The organism is Nostoc sp., from assembly GCF_036919615.1.
Taxonomy (GTDB): Bacteria; Cyanobacteriota; Cyanobacteriia; order Cyanobacteriales; family Nostocaceae; genus Nostoc.
Genome location: NZ_JBALCN010000106.1, coordinates 142,635 through 160,511, shown reverse-complemented (window position 1 = coordinate 160,511; position 17,877 = coordinate 142,635). Strand labels below are relative to the sequence as shown.

The 17,877-nt window shown below is 41.3% G+C and carries 14 protein-coding genes, 1 tRNA gene and 1 pseudogene; 15 read left to right on the top strand and 1 reads right to left on the bottom strand.

Features of this window, described 5'->3' with window-relative positions; all coding sequences use genetic code 11:
- Nucleotides 1-33 precede the first annotated feature (33 nt).
- From V7K48_RS33770 to ylqF, 12 genes and pseudogenes are all read left to right on the top strand, one after another.
- Nucleotides 34-106 (top strand) — tRNA-Arg (locus tag V7K48_RS33770).
- 359 nt (nucleotides 107-465) lie between these two features.
- Nucleotides 466-1,350, top strand: a complete 885-nt coding sequence (locus V7K48_RS33765) for a type I restriction-modification system subunit M (protein ID WP_335079531.1) — start codon at nucleotides 466-468, stop codon at nucleotides 1,348-1,350.
- Nucleotides 1,331-1,588 carry an N-6 DNA methylase gene (locus V7K48_RS33760; RefSeq protein ID WP_335079529.1) on the top strand — a complete coding sequence of 86 codons (258 nt, stop codon included), beginning with the start codon at nucleotides 1,331-1,333 and terminating at the stop codon, nucleotides 1,586-1,588. The genes V7K48_RS33765 and V7K48_RS33760 overlap by 20 nt, the downstream gene beginning before the upstream one ends.
- Nucleotides 1,589-1,782: 194 nt before the next feature.
- Entirely contained in the window at nucleotides 1,783-2,127 is a 345-nt protein-coding gene (locus V7K48_RS33755; protein ID WP_298917854.1) for a hypothetical protein, read from the top strand.
- A gap of 722 nt (nucleotides 2,128-2,849) precedes the next feature.
- Nucleotides 2,850-4,550, top strand: a pseudogene (locus tag V7K48_RS35360) (type I restriction endonuclease subunit R); the annotation flags it as partial.
- A gap of 246 nt (nucleotides 4,551-4,796) precedes the next feature.
- Nucleotides 4,797-5,927, top strand: a complete 1,131-nt coding sequence (locus tag V7K48_RS35355; RefSeq protein WP_442949517.1) for a type I restriction enzyme subunit R domain-containing protein — start codon at nucleotides 4,797-4,799, stop codon at nucleotides 5,925-5,927.
- Nucleotides 5,924-6,253, top strand: a complete 330-nt coding sequence (locus V7K48_RS33745; RefSeq protein ID WP_335079524.1) for a M48 metallopeptidase family protein — start codon at nucleotides 5,924-5,926, stop codon at nucleotides 6,251-6,253. The genes V7K48_RS35355 and V7K48_RS33745 overlap by 4 nt, the downstream gene beginning before the upstream one ends.
- A gap of 134 nt (nucleotides 6,254-6,387) precedes the next feature.
- The gene (locus V7K48_RS33740) at nucleotides 6,388-7,155 is read left to right on the top strand and encodes a TIGR04255 family protein (protein WP_335079522.1); all 768 of its coding nucleotides are present in this window, start codon (nucleotides 6,388-6,390) and stop codon (nucleotides 7,153-7,155) included.
- Entirely contained in the window at nucleotides 7,152-7,691 is a 540-nt protein-coding gene (locus tag V7K48_RS33735) for a hypothetical protein (RefSeq protein ID WP_335079520.1), read from the top strand. The genes V7K48_RS33740 and V7K48_RS33735 overlap by 4 nt, the downstream gene beginning before the upstream one ends.
- Nucleotides 7,692-7,846: 155 nt before the next feature.
- Nucleotides 7,847-8,368, top strand: coding sequence for a hypothetical protein (locus V7K48_RS33730; RefSeq protein ID WP_335079518.1), 522 nt, complete (start codon nucleotides 7,847-7,849; stop codon nucleotides 8,366-8,368).
- 199 nt (nucleotides 8,369-8,567) lie between these two features.
- Nucleotides 8,568-8,951 carry a VOC family protein gene (locus tag V7K48_RS33725; protein WP_335079517.1) on the top strand — a complete coding sequence of 128 codons (384 nt, stop codon included), beginning with the start codon at nucleotides 8,568-8,570 and terminating at the stop codon, nucleotides 8,949-8,951.
- Between the two features lie 31 nt (nucleotides 8,952-8,982).
- Entirely contained in the window at nucleotides 8,983-9,864 is an 882-nt protein-coding gene (ylqF, locus tag V7K48_RS33720) for a ribosome biogenesis GTPase YlqF (RefSeq protein ID WP_334820482.1), read from the top strand.
- A gap of 27 nt (nucleotides 9,865-9,891) precedes the next feature.
- Here the strand turns inward: ylqF and V7K48_RS33715 are convergent, their stop codons facing one another.
- Nucleotides 9,892-11,376: a VanZ family protein gene (locus tag V7K48_RS33715; protein WP_335079515.1), complete on the bottom strand. Its 1,485-nt coding sequence runs from the start codon at nucleotides 11,374-11,376 to the stop codon at nucleotides 9,892-9,894.
- A gap of 682 nt (nucleotides 11,377-12,058) precedes the next feature.
- Here V7K48_RS33715 and V7K48_RS33710 point away from each other — a divergent pair.
- The 3 genes from V7K48_RS33710 (at nucleotide 12,059) to V7K48_RS33700 (ending at nucleotide 17,421) form a co-directional block, all read left to right on the top strand.
- Nucleotides 12,059-13,711 carry an adenylate/guanylate cyclase domain-containing protein gene (locus V7K48_RS33710; protein ID WP_335079513.1) on the top strand — a complete coding sequence of 551 codons (1,653 nt, stop codon included), beginning with the start codon at nucleotides 12,059-12,061 and terminating at the stop codon, nucleotides 13,709-13,711.
- A 381-nt stretch (nucleotides 13,712-14,092) separates the two neighbouring features.
- Entirely contained in the window at nucleotides 14,093-15,460 is a 1,368-nt protein-coding gene (locus V7K48_RS33705) for an NAD-dependent succinate-semialdehyde dehydrogenase (RefSeq protein WP_335079511.1), read from the top strand.
- 317 nt (nucleotides 15,461-15,777) lie between these two features.
- Nucleotides 15,778-17,421, top strand: coding sequence for an acetolactate synthase large subunit (locus V7K48_RS33700; protein ID WP_335079509.1), 1,644 nt, complete (start codon nucleotides 15,778-15,780; stop codon nucleotides 17,419-17,421).
- Nucleotides 17,422-17,877 lie beyond the last annotated feature (456 nt).

The window sequence follows — 17,877 nt, the reverse complement described above, 5'->3', positions numbered from 1 at the left end:
TTATCACAGACGTGCTATAATATGTAAGACTAAGGGCGCGTAGCTCAGTGGATAGAGCAACAGATTCCGGTTCTGTGGGTCGGGGGTTCAAATCCCTCCGCGCTCGTTACCTGTAGATTAACTAATTATTTCTCACTGTTAACAGATTAACTGTCATATCTATTAGGATAGGATGGACTTTCCTAAAGTAGGTTATTAATTCTATCTAAGGTAGAGTTTTTCCGTTTGAGATAGCAATCTAGAAGCAAACGCGCAGAAACAAGATCCTTGACTTTTTTGAGGAGTCGGGGATGTGTAGCTTGCTGTTTTTGATTTATCAACAATTAGCCGAGAAACTGCAAAAATAGAGATTCTCGAAATAATATAGAAGCGATGCCTTCTCTACCAGAGGCTGACGCTCAAGGACTCGCTACCGCTTTGCTAACGCCAACGGTGAGCTTTACGCTAACGCAGGAGTTAAGTTAAGTGCCGCGTGGAACAAGGAAAAACAGTAAAAAGCAAGCAGAGAAAAACGGTTCTGGAGATTTACCCCTTCTACAGCTAGCGAACCAAGCTGACGAGCGTTTGGACATTCCGGCAATGGAACAATGGCTGTGGGATGCTGCTTGTAAGATACGCGGCGCAACGGATGCACCAAAGTTCAAAGATTTTATTCTGCCGCTAATTTTCTACAAACGGCTGTCTGATGTCTTTGATGATGAGTATGAAAAGTGCGCCGAGAAGTTTGGGGGTGGAGACTTAGCCCGTGCTTTCATTGAAGCAGATCATCAAGATGCAATTAAAAATAACCGTCAGCCGATTGTGCGTTATTATGTCCCGCACGAATACCGTTGGGAGGCGATTCGCTTTCATCCTAAAGATGGCTTAGGAGAGTTTGTGACAACGGCGATGCGGGAAGTGGCAAAGCGCAATCCTGGGTTATCGGGAACGCTGACGCTGAAGGATTATAACGAGAAGCAAAGCAATCAGCGCGTTTTGGATGATGACCATTTAAAGGACTTGATTGAAGTCATCAGTCGGCATCGGTTGGGGTTAAAGAATACCAATGCAGATGTTTTAGGGGAAGCCTATGAGTATTTGCTGCGAAAGTTTGCTGAAGGACAAGGGCAAAGTGCGGGGGAGTTTCTTACACCATCAGAGGTGGGTTGGTTGATTGCGGAAATTATTGACCCTGAACCTTACACGAAGATTTATGATCCCACTTGTGGATCGGGAAGGTTGTTGACTAAGCCGCGTCTGGTGTTCAACCGCAAGCATCCAGGAGAGGAGAGTAAAGCACCTCGGTTATTTGGGCAAGAGTTGAACTGTGAAGGGCGATCCCAAGAATATTTTGACAAAGGAAGGGATTAAGGCGGTTGATGAGGTTTATCGCAATTGGGAAACGCGAGAGAAACTGAGTAAAGTTGTTAAGTTAGAAGAATTGAGAGAAGCGGATTATAATCTTAGTCCGTCGCAGTTTGTGGATGTGAGCGATAAAGTTGTGCATCGGGCGATCGCAGATATTTTGACAGATTTGGCGGTAGCAAGACAAGACAGGGAATGGGCGGATAAAGATTTAGCTGAGGTGTTAGCAAAGTTGAATTTATAACGTTTTTCATTTCGTGATCGCTTTGGGCCCCGAATCATCCCTACTCAATCTTCCAATTAGGCGTATAACCAGAAGTAACTTGGCTATACATTTGCAAGACCGATGCAGAAATACGTCCTGAGAGTTTTGCGATCGCCCATAGCGCTCTTGTAAAATCATTTTCAATTGTTGAGAATTCGTCCAGGAAAAAGTTTATGGCAGATAAGTCCGGTCAAGACCCCTCGGAAATCCCAGTGGCAACGGTTGATGAAGAACGAAAAGGCGCAACTTTCAGCGGTACGGTCATCCTTGGTATAGATCCTGAGGGTGGGGCAGTCGTTTTCTTTAAAGACTTTTTAATTGAAGATTATAAAGGCGAACTTACCGCTTATCTGGCAACAGATGGCGATATAAAGAAAAGCATTGATTTAGGCGAACTCGATCATAAAAGCCCCAGTTTTAAGCTGCCAATTCCGCTGGGAACGGATACATTACCCTACAATACAGTCGTGTTGAGCGACAAAAAAAGCAAGAAAAAAATCCTGACGATCGATCTATAAAATTTGTAACTTAGCTCGTAGTTCAGCCAAATTCGATTGCCCTCCTGTATAGATCTCAAATGGGTTCTATAAAACGATGTCTGAAAAGTCCTTTTGTTGGTAGCAAAACGTTTTAGATCCCCCTAAATCCCCCTTTTTAAGGGGGACTTTGATTCCGGTTCCCCCCTTAAAAAGGGGGGCTAGGGGGGATCAACAAGTGCCTAAAATCACAGCCAACCACTTTTCAAACAACCTCTAAGGCGATCGCATTTGTTATTTCGGCGTACGCATTTGTTGATTTGGGGTTCGCATTTGTTGATTCGGTGATCGCATTTGTTATTTCGGCGTACGCATTTGTTGATTTGGGGTTCGCATTTGTTGATTCGGCGTACGCATTTGTTGATTCGGCGTACGCATTTGTTGATTTGGCGTGTCCATAACGCACCTGACGAAACTACTAGAATTGAAACCTATGCTAGTCATACTTGTGTGTATACCCTAGCCTACAAGGAGAGAGGCTATAAGGCTTACTTCCCAAGGCTAGTGGGGAAGGGGTTGGGGGTTAGGTCTGGTAGAATTGTTATTTACTTTGGTAGTAATGGAGAATATCAGGGAACAAAGGCTTATTTGCGGATATTAGACTATTTACGCTTGCTGATTCTTGAGTATTTAAGTTTGTCTGCAATGAGTAGTAGAGTGTAAGTTGCTAAACTTCAAAAGAGGCATTACAACGGCGGGAAGGCAAGGAAGACGACAAGCGAAAAGAACGCTACTTTGCCGATGTTCTTCGCAGTCAACTAATTAAACTAAATCCTGGCGTTGTCACCGACAACAACGTTGATGAAATTCTTCGCCGCCTGCGAAACATTGACAGCACCATCGAAGGCAACCGCGAAGCTTTAAACTGGTTGCAAGGCAAACAATCTATTTTTGTCGCTCAAGAAAACCGCGACAGAAACATTACCCTCATCGACTTTAACAACCCGGAAAATAACATCTTCCAAGTCACTGATGAATGGTCGCAAAAAGGCGTAAAATTTCCCAACCGCGCCGATATTATTTTTCTGATTAACGGTATTCCCGTTGCCATTGCTGAAACCAAAGGAGAAAACAAAACTGATGGTTTAGCACTAGGCATTGACCAAATTCGCCGCTACCACAACCAAACCCCGGAATTGCTAGCCTTTCCCCAAGTTTTTGAAGTCACAGAACTGTGGAATTTCTGGTATGGCTTAACTTGGAATACCAACCGCAAAAACTTGTTTAAATGGAAACTTACCTCTCCCCTAGCCCCTCCCCTGCAAGGGGAGGGGAACAAGATTACTCCCCCTTCCCTCGCAGGGAAGGGGGTTGGGGGGTTAGGTTCCATTATCCAAGAAGGCGACTACGAAGAGAAAATCAAAACCTTCTTCGACCATCAACGCTTTTTAGAGATTCTCAGATATTACATTGTTTTTCTAGAACGCGATGACGGCTTAACCAAAGTCGTTTTACGCCAACACCAAACCCGTGCAGTCAAAAAAGTCCTGCAACGCATCCAAGACCCGAATAAAAAACGCGGACTAGTTTGGCATACCCAAGGCAGTGGTAAAACCCTCACCATGATTACAGTTGCCGCCCAACTCCGCAATATTAGCGGCGATAATACCGTAATCATGATTGTTGACCGCAACGAACTAGAAAACCAACTAGACAAAAACCTTAAAGCATACGGCATCAAAAGTTATGAGGTCGCAACCAGTAAAGCTGACTTAGAAAAACTCATCCAAGATGATTATCGCGGCTTAATCGTCGCCATGATTCACAAATTCGACAAGATGAAAGTAGAAAATAAGCGTTCTACGATTACCGTTTTAGTCGATGAAGCACACCGCAGCACAGGTGGTAATTTCGGCATATATTTAATGGCTGCCCTCCCCAACGCCACATTTATCGGTTTCACAGGTACACCCGTCAGCAAAGCAGCTAAAGGACAAAGTACCTTCCAAACCTTCGGCGAACCTAGTGACCCGAAATACAGCCTAGATTCCTATTCAACCGCCGACTCGGTACGAGATGGCACAACCCTGAAGCTAAATTATGCCCTGGCGAAATCAGAGTTTCGCGTTCCCCAAGAAATTTTAGAAAAAGAATTTCTCCAACTCCAAGCCGCAGAAGGCATTAACGATATAGAAGAACTTGATGGCATTCTCGATCGCGCTGTTAAATTAAAAGAGTTTCTCAAAAGTGAAGATAGAGTAAATAAAGTAGCTAAATTTGTCGCCGCCCACTTCCGTGACTACGTTGAACCAATGGGCTTTAAAGCTTTTATGGTTGGTGTAGATCGGGAAGCTTGTAGACTTTACAAACAAGCCTTAGATAAATATCTCCCTAGCGAATACTCAACCGTCGTTTATTCTCGGACTACAGCAGAAGGACTGCGCGAGTATAACCTGACTGATGCCCAAGAGAAAGAAGTCCGCAAAGCCTTTATTAAAAAATCCGTCGTTTCTGCCAAAATATCCTTACCAAATGCAGTAATCGACTTTATCGAATCTCGCCCGAAAGATTTTAACTACAATACCAGCAAAACCCTAAGTTTTACAGGTTATTGTTCTGCTGAAGATGCCCAAAATTTAGAAATTCTTTGCGGTTGCGATGCTGATGCTGTAACCAAAATTCGCCAACTTTACGAAGACTACCGCAAAGCATTGCCGAAAATTCTCATCGTCACCGAGAAATTATTGACGGGATTTGATGCGCCAATACTTTACTGTATGTATCTCGACAAACCGATGCGCGACCATGTTCTCTTGCAGGGAATCGCCCGTGTGAATCGCCCCTATGAAGATGCACAAGGATTAGTCAAGCCCTACGGCTTTGTTCTAGATTTTATCGGTATCTTTGGCGACAAACTAGAGCAAGCCCTGGCCTTTGAGTCGGGAGAAGTTAACGACATCATCCAAAATGTTGATGTGATCAAAAACCTCCTGCAAACGATGATGGAAAATACTGCACCTGAGTATTTACCGCTAGCTAAGGGATGGGACGACAAAGCAAAAGAACGCGCTGCGGCGCATTTTGCGGACAAAGATTTGCGCGAGAAATTCTTTAAATTTGTCCGCCAACTCCAATCAATTTACGAAATTTTGTCTCCTGACCCTGACTTGCGTCCCTTCATGGAAAATTATCAGGCGATCGCCAGGCTTTACGGAACGATACGCGCTGCTTACAATACTAGCCCCTACATTGATATTGAACTCACCGCCAAAACCAAAGAACTGGTACGCCGCAACGTCACAATTGGCGAGTTGGAAATGCCCGGAACTATCCACGAACTCAATGCCCAACAATTAGAACAATTCCGCCAAAATAGCACAACAGATACAGTAAAAGTTTTAAACTTGAGTAAAGCATTGTTGAAAGCAGTACACGAGCAAAGTCAGCGATCGCCTTTTTTGATTTCCATTGGCGAACGTGCCGAAATTGTCCGCGCCAGCTTTGAAAACCGCCAAATAGAGGCTCGTGTTGCTTTAGCTAGACTAGATGAAATTGCCAATGAATGCGTAGAAGCAGAAGTCTTACGGCAACGGCTCAAAGTTGATGAAAACACCTTTGCCATTTACATTATCATCAAGCAAGCAGGCGATCGCCTTGATATCAACCAAGCCGAAATTATCAACTCCATTTATGGCAACTTCCCTGATTATTGGTGGGATGCGCGTCAGGAAATTGATTTAAGAACCGAACTTTACGCTACTATTTATCCTATTACAAGCTCAGTTGAGCAAACAATAGAAGTCACCAACAACCTGCTGAAACTCGAACGAGTCGAATCATGATTGCTAGCTGCGACAATCGAAAATGGAAAGACGCACAAGCACTTAAGGACGCTGTGGGAGAATGGAGCGATCGGATTAAAGTTCAAGTCAAACAAATTCAACTGCGTCCGATGAAGCGCAAATGGGCATCTATTTCTACTACAGGACGCTTAACGCTGAATACTGAACTGCTAGATTTACCAAAAGAATTGGGTGAGTTTGCGATCGTTCACGAACTAGTGCATTTACTCGTTCCCAACCACGGCAAGGTGTTTAAGTGCTTTATGTCTGCTTATCTGCCTGATTGGGAAGAAAGGGAGAAGCGATTGCAGCGCTTTGTGGGATGATGCAGGAAACTGCCTTTAAGGGTCTTATATCGTTATGGTTTTGATACGGACAAGAACCTTAAAGTCTTGTAGACTAGGATTATAGATACTAAATTTTAGTTATAAGTTTTAACTGGTTTCTAAATAAATGAAAAATGAGATTCCTTAACCCACCCATCACCGAAGCCATTCTTGATATAAAAGTCAATCTTCATGAAAATTTTAATCAGGAAGAACTTTTGAAGTTTCATGAAAATATTAAAGACTCTTTTCCAAATATTCAAAAGAGAATGGCACTTCAAGGGGGTTTTGAATTTGACTTAGAGAATCCGGATGAAATCAACTCTCAATTATTATCAGTATCTAATAAGCCTGAAGGATATATTTTTATTTCTGATGATACAAAAAGAATTATTCAAGCTAGGCTAAATGGCTTTACATTCAGTAGGTTGAAGCCCTATGAGAGTTGGGAAAGCTTCTATGGAGAGGCATATCAATTATGGCAAAAGTATGCTCAAATTACATATCCTACAGAAGTTGTCCGTCTTGCTCTACGGTATGTAAACCAAATTATGATACCTGCCACAGGAACTATAGAGCTAAAAGATTACGTAAAAACATTACCAGAGATATCAAGTAATTTATCAGTCGTAATGGAAGGCTATTTTATGCAAATAGTTGTAGCCCATCCAGATTATCAACCATCAAGAGGTATTATTAATCAAACAATCGGTCAAGTAACCGAAAATGAAAAGGGTGAAAAAGCGGTTCCTTTAATATTTGATATAGATATTTTCCAACAAGTAAATCTTCACTATAATGATGATGAAATCAATAAAATTTTTGAATTAAATTTGCGAGGCTTCAGAGACGAAATATTTTTTAAGAGCATTACTGATAAAACAGAGGAGCTTTTCAAATGAGTACGTTACTTGCTACAGATAACAGCCAGTTTTTGAGTACGACTTCTAGCAGTGGTAGTAGTAATGAACACTACAAAATAATTAAAGCAAGTCAACAGGTTCAAAGACATAGACTAGAACCCAAAGCATGGAAATATAATACATCGTTATATTTATTCTCTAATTTAGATATTTCTGAGTTTGAGAATAGAGTAGAAGAGATTCGAGATGAACTCTTGGAAGGTCATCTTGCACTTTCCAAAGGAGACGTAAATATTCTTAAGCAACTAGTTGGACATTTAAGTGTTTTCCAACTTCTAGCTGTGGCAAGGCTTCTGAGTCCTCTTTTAGAAAATGAAGCCTATTCTCAGGATGCAGCTTCCATAATCAGTGTGCTTCTACAGCATCCAGCAGGCGAAGTGAGATATGCTGCTTTAGAAGCAATTAGTTTTGCTCTAGGTGAAGTCCCTATTGCTGAAGAAATACTTGCAGAAGCCAAGAATTTGCTTAAAAATGAAGAAAGTACATTTGTACGTGAATTTTTGGAGTCACTATAGCAATCCTATTTGAGGTAGCAATCTTATTTGATATCTAAACAGGATGTACACTGATGCAGCTTAGAAAAATCAAATTCTTGGTGATTAATAAAGAACTTCAGGTTAGTATAAATGTATCATTAGGTTTTATCTCATTTAGGATTGCTATATAAGGTGTGAGTGAATTACGTTACTACAGAAGTGTGAAAAGCCTTGCAACTTGGAAAGCAGGTAAGCAGCAAAAGGCAATTCTATCTCCAGAACACGCGAATCGATACCTAAGAGATATTAAGGAGGGAAAAGGTTTTCCTTCCTTATGGCTACCTTCATGTCTTGAAGACTTAGAGAAAATTTCTTTAGGAATCCTGTTAAGAAAAGGACATCTCGATACTATAAGCTTAGTTGGCTTTAATGAATGCTGCTTTAGTAATGTAGGAATTGAGGTGAGTAAAGTAGAAGATACTAATTTCCCTATACCTACAGTAGGTCACTTACACTATGAACTGTGTACTACGGACGATCATGAGTTAATAGCAGCTATAGAAATATTTCTTAAATGTAATGGTGACTTTGCAGATTTCGTTAAGTCAGATCCTAATAAAAATAATATGCGGAAAGTAGCTGCAAAGTATATAAATGAAGTCAGCGAGCAATATCAGCAAAAAGTTAAAGAGTGGGCTAAAGAATACTTACAATGAGAGTTTAGCGATAATAGAGGACTAAATGCCCTAACGCTTATTATGCGAGGGTTTTAATGGCAATATTTTACAGAACACTATTTTGTCAAGTGGTAAAATAATCTGGAAATCGACACGTTACTTAATAAAGTATGAATTGTTTTGACATCTTGCCCGCCTATGCTATGTAACTTAAAAACTCGAAAGGCGATAGGCAAATATGCTATTTCAGTACACTAACGCATTTGTCACCATAGCATCGGTTAATTGCGAAAATTTAGTGAATTTCTATACCAAATTGCTGGAGCAAAAGCCAGTTATTTTACTTCCAAATGTCTATGCTGAGTTTAATTTGGTTAGTATGCGTTTAGGTATTTTTAAACCAAAGAACACAAACGAATCAGAATTTGAAGGGATTGCCAAAAGTAAGATAAGTTTGTGTTTAGAGGTGAGTAACTTGGAAGATGCGATCGCTCACCTAACTGCTTTGGGCTATCCTCCACCAGGAAACATTTCCATTGCTGATCACGGCAGAGAAATTTATGCTTATGACCCTGATGGCAATCGTCTGATCTTACATGAAGCCATAGTGAATGATAATTGATAAGTGATAATAATTTATTTGGTAATTGACTATGGCTATAACTCAAAATTATAGATTAAATCTGATTCAATGGTATCCAGGTCACATTGCGAAAGCTGAAAAGAAGCTCAAAGAACAGCTGAAGCGCGTAGATGTGGTATTTGAGGTACGAGACGCCCGGATTCCCTTAGCGACTCACCATCCCCAAATAGGTGAGTGGGTGGAGGGTAAGACACGGGTGTTGATACTTAACCGAGTAGATATGATTACGCCGCAAATGCGATCGCTGTGGATAGATTGGTTTAAACGTCAAGGAGAAGTCCCCTATTTTACTAACGCTCAACATGGTAAAGGTATAGCAGAAGTGGCGCGGGCAGCGCAAGCCGCTGGGGTAGAACTCAATCAAAGAAGAAGCGATCGCGGCATGTTACCACGTCCAGTCCGGGCTGTAGTGATTGGTTTTCCCAATGTCGGTAAATCAGCTTTGATTAACCGCTTGTTAGGAAAGCGAGTCGTGGAAAGTGCAGCCCGTCCTGGGGTAACTCGCCAACTGCGCTGGGTGCGAATTTCCGAACATTTGGAATTGTTAGATGCTCCTGGTGTTATCCCTGTAAGATTGGAAGACCAAGACGCAGCATTGAAATTAGCCATTTGTGATGATATCGGTGAAGCATCTTACGATAATCAGCTAGTAGCAGCAGCCCTAGTGGATTTACTCAACTATTTGGAAGCTGTAGCCACAGATTTGTTACCAAAAAAACCATTACAGTCCCGCTACCAACTCGATTCTATATCCGACACTGGAGACATATATTTGCACGCCTTAGCAGAGCATCGTTACAAAGGTGATATAGAGCGAGCAGCAAGGCAACTTTTAACAGATTTTCGCAAGGGTTTGTTGGGTGAAATTAGTTTAGAATTACCACCCAATTGAGCAAGGGTAACAGAAAAGGAAAAATTGTTAATTTCTCATTTTTAATTGAGCAGCCCGCACTCTCAAAATTAACATAGTTCCTCCTGTAAATAACATGCTTAGTAATAGGGTTTTTAGACTGAGGGTTTTCCCGCTATCACTTACTAAAATACTTTCCAATATTACAGAAGGTATTAATATACCCCCAGAAATCAATAACTTAGAAAGTATCAATCTTTTTTTTGCTAGAACAGTTAATATTGTTAAACAAAATCCTAGAGGAATAAAAGTTAATGCATAGTAAAAAATCCTCTGATTTTTAGGCATTAATTCCAATAAATTCAAAGAGTAAAAATTCTGCAACTTGTCTACATATACTTGGATAGTTGCTCTGGAATAAGTGATGATTATGTGGTGAGGGTTAGTGTCTGTAAAAATATTAGGTATATTCAGTGTTAAGTCTGCTCCATTTTCTCCAGTTATCGGCGTTCTTAATCGAAAATCTAAGTTATTCCCTTGCTGTCCCAGTGTCAAATTGCGACGTAGAGAATTGCCAGAAATTGAAATAATGCGGGCAGGACCAAACTGCTCTGAGTTGGCAGTAGCAAGGATAGTGCTGAGTGTAAATTCAGATGTTTTACTGATTCTTTTGCTGAGAGTTGTTACAGGAGTAGCTGTTTTTAGCCAATGACTAAAACTAAAAAAAACACCTTTACCTTCCTGTATATCTGGGGGCTGTCCTTGCCACAATAGTTCTGGCAATTGTCCAGTCTGTTCTTTATAGCAACATTTTCCCTTTAATTGATAATTAGCTATTAGAGAATTACCAAGATTATTAAAGGAACTTGAATCAGCTAATCCTTGTGCTACCTCATTTTTTGAGATGGCTCGATCAGCAATATAAACTTCAGACATGTATCCTTGCCAAGGTCGATCTCTCGTTCGTTCGTTGCCAATCAGCAGTGGATAAGTTGTATCCCAATTACTCAAATTTATCGTACTCTGCCACAACAGCGAAATCATATATGTCAGAAATATATATCCAATAAAAAATAATCCTATCTGTTTAATTGAACGGCTAGCTCTGCTATTTTCTATAGATGCAACAGTATTATGAAAGCTTTGACTATTCCATAGATAAAAGCAAATAAAACCAATAAATCCACCAATAGTATTGTTCAGAATGTCTGATGGAGTAGGCATTCTTGAGGGGAGGAATACTTGCAAGACTTCAACTGTCAACGATAAGCCAGCACTCACCAGGGTAACTATGAATATTTGCCCTCTCGATTTTATCCTTAGTTTCTGCAAGAGTCTAGTGAAGCCGAAACCTAAAGGCATAAACAGCAAAAAATTATTTACTTGGTCTTGAAAATTACTAGCATTGTTAAAACTAGCAAAAATTTCTGGCAAGGAAAAACTGTCTGGGATAGAAAAATTAAATGGATAAAGTGTAGCTAATAGCACTAATAAAATGCTGGTAATAACAATCAGCAAATTAAATGCTTGAGGAAAAATTGGGCGTTGATTCATCAGGGTTTTTGTGATTATTATGACTAGTAATGGATAGCATTAAAGGTAATTAGTTTCAATACATCAATGATTCTTGAGAATAAGCACCTAAACTTTTTTATTAGTTGTTCGTGCTAAGGATGAATCACTAATTACCACTAATAGATGCTTAAACCTATTTTTTAACTGCACGCGATATCAACGCTGCTTTTATATTATTTACTAGTAGATAATTATGATCACCAAATGATGAAGAATTCATCAAGCTATTATAAAAACTACATATAGTTGGGTTTGAGCTTAAGTTGATACTAATGACAGATGTACACCCCTACTGAGGGTTTTATCAAGAAAGGTAGCAGTGAGCCACTGCGGTGGACAGTTTTATTGGCATAAAGGAGGCAGTGCGCCCTTACGGTTTCTCGACTTGTACTCCTACGGAGAAGCAAGCTACGCGCAGCGTCTCCGACAGGAGAAGTAACTGCCGTCAAGTGGCGTTAGCCTGTGTGTAGCATCACCCGTTCGTGCAGCGTCTCCGTCAGGAGAAATCCAGTAAAATTTCCTCATTAAATGTAATATCCATCACATAGAGTTGTCGGAATGCAGTTAACAGTGTCATAAACAAAAGGTGAAGGTTAACCTGTAGGGTATAACTTACCTCACAGCTGCTTGTACCTTTAGCTTCGATGGATCGATCACACTCATGACTGAACTCACGCTACGCCTACAAGAGGGAGATACCGAGACAACAATCGCAGTTGAGCAAGATGTATTTACAATTGGCCGTTTACCGGAATGTAACTTGTACTTACCTTTTGCTGGAGTATCCCGCAACCATGCTCGCCTTGTGAAAACGGCTGATGGTGTGTGGACTATTGAGGACATGGGCAGCAAAAACGGGACACAAGTCAATAAATATCTTATTAGCTATCCCCAAGAGTTACACCACGGCGATATCGTTTGGCTAGGTAATATTAGCCTGGTAGTGCTGCTCACAAGCGCTGTTTCACAACCGATACCTGAGTATCCCGGAATTTTGGACACTAATGAGCAAAGAACAATCCTTCACAATGTCGAACAATTACAACAGCAATGGATTGCAGCTGATAGCAAAGATGGCAACATCAATAATAAGGACAAAACGATTGCCCGTCTCAAAGACTTAGTGGATATAGCTAAAAATCTTTGTGCGGCGGCGTCTATAGAAGAGATTTTTTCCCAAGTGCAACAAGTGGTTTTTCGTTACCTTGATAGTATTGATCGCTTGGGATTATTAATTGATGTCAATGGTTGCGGCCAGTTAGAATTAGTGAATGCTGCCACCAGAAACGTTGCCCAACAGAAACATCTCCCCTCTGATGGTAGTTGGATTAGTCGTAGTATCTGTCAAAAGGTATTTGACGAAAAAGTTGTCATTCAAACAGCTGATACCCATCAGGATGAACGGTTTGCAAGTGAACAGAGTATTTTGGTCAAAGGCATTCGTAGCGCGATGGCGGTGCCTTTATGGGATGAAAATAAAGTTGTGGGCGTATTATATGCCGATGCCAATCTTTCTTCTTACCATTGGGCAAATGAAGGCGAGGAAGAACTCAGCTTTTTTTCAGCTTTAGCAAACCTTGTGGCTTCTAGCGTGCAGCGTTGGCTACTAGTAGAGAAACTCAAAACTGAAGAGATGATTCGTCACCGACTAGAACGCTACCATTCTCCAGCAGTTGTACAACAGTTGATATCTGTAGGCGGATTACCGGGTGGTCGTTTAGCTCCCACCGAGAGCGAAATCAGTATTTTGTTTGCAGATTTGGTTGGCTTTACGGCAATTTCTGAACGGTTAACACCAACTGCGATCGCTCAACTCTTAAATAATTTATTTGAAGAAATGCTAAAAGAAGTGTTTACTTGGGGCGGCACTTTAGATAAGTATATTGGCGATTGTATTATGGCATTTTTTGGCGCTCCAGAACTACAACTAGATCATGCCGATCGCGCTGTTACTGCTGCCAAGGGAATGCTCACTCGTCTCGAACATCTTAATGCCAATGGTTTTTGGTATGAACCCCTTCAATTACGTATTGCTATTAATAGCGGTAAGGCTGTTGTGGGAGATGTTGGTAGTTCCCAAAGGGTAGATTATACGGCATTAGGTGCAACGATTAATCTTGCTGCACGCATGGAAGCAGTTTGTCCCCCTAGTGAATGCGTGATTAGTCAAGCCACTCATACAATGCTTTCAGAACCCTCAGACTTCCAGGAAATGGGAGATTATCGTTTCAAAGGTATTGATCGATTAGTCAAGGTTTATCAGACAAATTTGCAGCAAATGCCCACAATTATTAGTCCAATCATTAATTTTTAGTGATGGTGCATTGAAAAACAACTAACTAATGACTAATGACTACATTTACGATGTTTAAATTTTGGATAATGGAAAAGAAGATTCTTGCGTTCCATTATTTAATGCATATTTGTCCTTGGGGCGTCTGGTAGAATTGCCCCCGAATTAGAACACGAGAATAATTCTATTATCCAAAATCTAAAATTGCTTGACAATTGTCAACTTTATCAAGATAAATACATGCTTAGAATGTATATTTAATTTTATAAATAATTGCGAAATTGTCATATTAAGCAACTAATTCTTGGTTAAAAGACTAAAATTTGGGTGGTAGCTTCCAGAATTGATCTGTGTAACACTAGGAAGCCAACAGTTAAACTATTTTTTAACGGGGGTCAGATAATGGCGATCGCCACCATTAATCCCGCCACTGGGGAGACTGTTCAAACCTTTGAGGCGCTCAATGATGCAGAAATTGCCGCTAAACTCGATTTGGCTAATCAGGCTTTTGAACAGTATCGCCATACTAGTTTTTTGACGCGATCGCACGCTCTTCAAAAGGCTGCTGATATTTTAGAGCAAGACAAAGCAGAATTTGCTAAGTTAATGACTCTAGAAATGGGTAAGCCATTTAAAGCTGCGATCGCCGAAGTAGAAAAATGCGCCGTCGTTTGTCGCTACTATGCCGAACATGCCCCTGGTTTCCTGGCTGATGTTTCTGTAAAAACCGATGCTAGTCATAGTTTTGTTCGCTACCATCCAATGGGTGCAATTCTGGCGGTGATGCCGTGGAATTTCCCCTTCTGGCAAGTCTTCCGTTTTGCCGCACCAGCCCTAATGGCGGGAAATGTCGGCTTACTCAAACATGCTTCCAACGTGCCACAGTGCGCCTTGGCAATTGAAGATATTATCCGCCGGGCAGGTTTTCCTGAAGGTGCTTTTCAAACTCTATTAATCGGCGCTGCTAAAGTTGCTGATTTAATGGCTGATGACCGTGTAAAAGCTGCTACCTTGACTGGAAGCGAACCAGCAGGTGCATCCCTCGCTGCTGCCGCCGGCAAACAAATTAAAAAAACAGTTTTGGAATTGGGAGGAAGTGACCCATTTATTGTGTTAGAGAGTGCTGACTTAGAGACAGCAGTTGTCACAGCTACTACAGCGCGGATGTTGAATAACGGGCAATCATGTATTGCAGCGAAACGTTTTATAGTCGCAGAAGCGATCGCAGACAAATTTGAAAAATTGCTTTTAGAAAAATTCGAGGCGCTGAAAGTAGGCGATCCCATGCAACCAGATACTGATTTAGGCCCACTGGCAACACCTGGTATTCTCCAGGATTTAGATCAACAAGTGCAAAATGCCATCAGCAGCGGTGGTAAAGTCCTCATTGGTGGACATCCTTTATCAGATCGTCCAGGGAACTTTTATCCGCCAACCATTATCATAGATATCCCCACTGACACACCAATTGCCCAAGAAGAATTTTTTGGCCCGGTAGCCTTGTTATTCCGGGTTCCGGATATCGATGCTGCCATTAAACTCGCTAATGACACACCCTTTGGCTTAGGTGCAAGTGCTTGGACAACCAACGACCAAGAATGCGATCGCTTGGTTGAGGAAATCGAAGCAGGTGCCGTGTTTATCAACGGTATGGTCAAATCTGATCCCCGATTGCCCTTTGGTGGCATTAAGCGTTCTGGATATGGCAGAGAATTGAGTATCCAAGGTATACATGAGTTTGTCAATGTTAAAACCGTGTGGGTCAAATGATCAAAAGTTAGGAGTTAAAAGTTAGGAGTTAAGAGTTAAGAGTTAAGAGCGGTGAGCAACGAATGACGAGTGAAAAGTGAGAAGTGAAGAGTTAAAACTGAAGAGAAACGAGTGATGAGTGAGGAGCTATTAATTTCAACTCCTAACTCCTAACTCCTAACAGACGTGATTAATCGCGTCTCTACTCCTAACTCCCAACTCCTAACAGACGCGATTAATCGCGTATCTACTCCTAACTCCTAACTCCTAACAGACGCGATTAATCGCGTCTCTACTTCTAACTCTTAACTCGATATCGTTGCTAGTTAGGAAATCAAATGAATACAGCAGAATTATTGGTGCAGTGCCTAGAAAATGAAGGAGTGCAATATATTTTTGGACTACCTGGCGAAGAAAACCTGCACGTTTTGGAAGCGCTAAAACATTCTTCGATTAAATTTATTACGACTCGTCATGAACAGGGTGCAGCATTCATGGCCGATGTCTACGGACGCTTAACAGGAAAAGCCGGAGTGTGTCTTTCTACTCTAGGGCCTGGGGCAACCAACTTGATGACTGGGGTAGCAGATGCTAACCTCGATGGTGCGCCCTTAGTGGCGATTACCGGTCAAGTGGGAACAGATAGAATGCATATTGAATCCCATCAATATTTAGATTTGGTGGCAATGTTTGCACCTGTTACCAAGTGGAATAAGCAGATTGTGCGACCGAGTATTACACCAGAAGTAGTGCGGAAAGCATTTAAGCGATCGCAATCTGAAAAACCTGGTGCAGTTCACATCGATTTACCAGAAAATATTGCTGCCATGCCCGTCGAAGGCAAACCTTTGCGTAAGGATAATAGTGAAAAAAGCTATGCATCTTTTGCTAGCATTCGGGCAGCAGCAGCCGCAATTTGCCAAGCAGTTAACCCATTAATTTTAGTAGGAAATGGGGCAATTCGCGCTAATGCAAGTGATGCAGTAACGCAATTTGCCACCTTGCTGAATATACCTGTTGCCAATACTTTCATGGGTAAAGGCGTAATTCCCTATACACACCAATTAGCTTTGTGGTCAGTGGGATTGCAGCAAAGAGATTTTATTACCTGTGGCTTTGATAACACAGATTTAGTAATTGCGATCGGCTATGATTTGATTGAGTTTTCCCCGAAGAAATGGAATCGTAATGGTGAAATTCCGATTGTGCATATTGGGGTAAGTCCAGCAGAGATTGATAGTAGTTATATTCCCAACGCCGAAGTCGTGGGAGATATTTCAGATTCCCTTTATGAAATTTTAAAGTTAGCAGACAGACAAGGTAAACCTGATCCCTTTGCTATCAGCTTAAGGTCAGATATTCGGGCTGATTACGAACAGTATGCCCATGATGACGGATTTCCTATTAAGCCGCAAAAGTTAATTTATGACTTACGGCAAGTGATGGGCCCAGATGATATCGTCATCTCTGATGTTGGCGCACATAAGATGTGGATGGCCCGTCATTATCATTGCCATAGCCCCAATACGTGCATAATTTCCAACGGCTTCGCGGCTATGGGTATTGCCATTCCTGGCGCTTTAGCAGCAAAACTTGTTCATCCCAAGCGCAAAGTCGTTGCTGTAACAGGCGATGGCGGTTTTATGATGAATTCTCAAGAATTAGAAACAGCTTTGCGTGTTGGTACACCCTTTGTCACCATAATTTTTAATGATGGTGGCTATGGGTTAATTGAGTGGAAGCAAGAAAATCAATTTGGCAAAGGAAACTCATCTTTTGTGCATTTTAGCAATCCTGATTTTGTCAAATTTGCTGAAAGCATGGGTTTAAAAGGCTACCGAGTTGAATCAGCTTTAGATTTGATTCCCACCCTCAAAGAAGCCCTCGCTCAAGATGTACCCGCCGTGATAGATTGTCCCGTGGACTACCGGGAAAATCACCGCTTTAGTCAAAAAGCCGGCGAGTTGACTTGTGCGCTGTAAAAAATAGAGACGCGATTAATCGCGTCTGTACAAGAGTTAGGAGTTAGGAGTTATTTATTCCTAACTCCTTAGACCTCTTGCAAAAGTCCCAAAATCAGGAATGTCATTCTGAGCAGAACGCAGTGGAGAGAAGAATCTCACCAGATGTTTCGCTCCGCTCAATATGACAATTTAAGCATTTATGCAAGAGGTCTCTTATTAATTTCTACTCGTCATAATCAGATGCAATACAGCGATGTATTGGTGTCAACTTGAGCTTACCTACCAATCCAGTATCCCCACTCAGTCCCAAAATCAAGTTAAATGCCCAACACGTTTGGCCGAGGGCGTTCTTAATGGAACTTAGACAAAAAACATCAAAAAATAGCCTCAAATCTATATACAGAAAGACTTTGACATCGTTTTGCTTTTTTTCTTGATATACCTGGGCTTGGGCTATTTTTGAGCATTTGGTGT

Bases quoted from the DNA above. Each gene is read 5' to 3' on its own strand.
- V7K48_RS33755 (WP_298917854.1), top strand. From the start codon at position 1,783: ATGGCAGATAAGTCCGGTCAAGACCCCTCGGAAATCCCAGTGGCAACG.
- V7K48_RS33745 (WP_335079524.1), top strand. From the start codon at position 5,924: ATGATTGCTAGCTGCGACAATCGAAAATGGAAAGACGCACAAGCACTT.
- V7K48_RS33740 (WP_335079522.1), top strand. From the start codon at position 6,388: ATGAGATTCCTTAACCCACCCATCACCGAAGCCATTCTTGATATAAAA.
- V7K48_RS33735 (WP_335079520.1), top strand. From the start codon at position 7,152: ATGAGTACGTTACTTGCTACAGATAACAGCCAGTTTTTGAGTACGACT.
- V7K48_RS33725 (WP_335079517.1), top strand. From the start codon at position 8,568: ATGCTATTTCAGTACACTAACGCATTTGTCACCATAGCATCGGTTAAT.
- ylqF (WP_334820482.1), top strand. From the start codon at position 8,983: ATGGCTATAACTCAAAATTATAGATTAAATCTGATTCAATGGTATCCA.
- V7K48_RS33715 (WP_335079515.1), bottom strand. From the start codon at position 11,376: ATGAATCAACGCCCAATTTTTCCTCAAGCATTTAATTTGCTGATTGTT.
- V7K48_RS33710 (WP_335079513.1), top strand. From the start codon at position 12,059: ATGACTGAACTCACGCTACGCCTACAAGAGGGAGATACCGAGACAACA.
- V7K48_RS33705 (WP_335079511.1), top strand. From the start codon at position 14,093: ATGGCGATCGCCACCATTAATCCCGCCACTGGGGAGACTGTTCAAACC.
- V7K48_RS33700 (WP_335079509.1), top strand. From the start codon at position 15,778: ATGAATACAGCAGAATTATTGGTGCAGTGCCTAGAAAATGAAGGAGTG.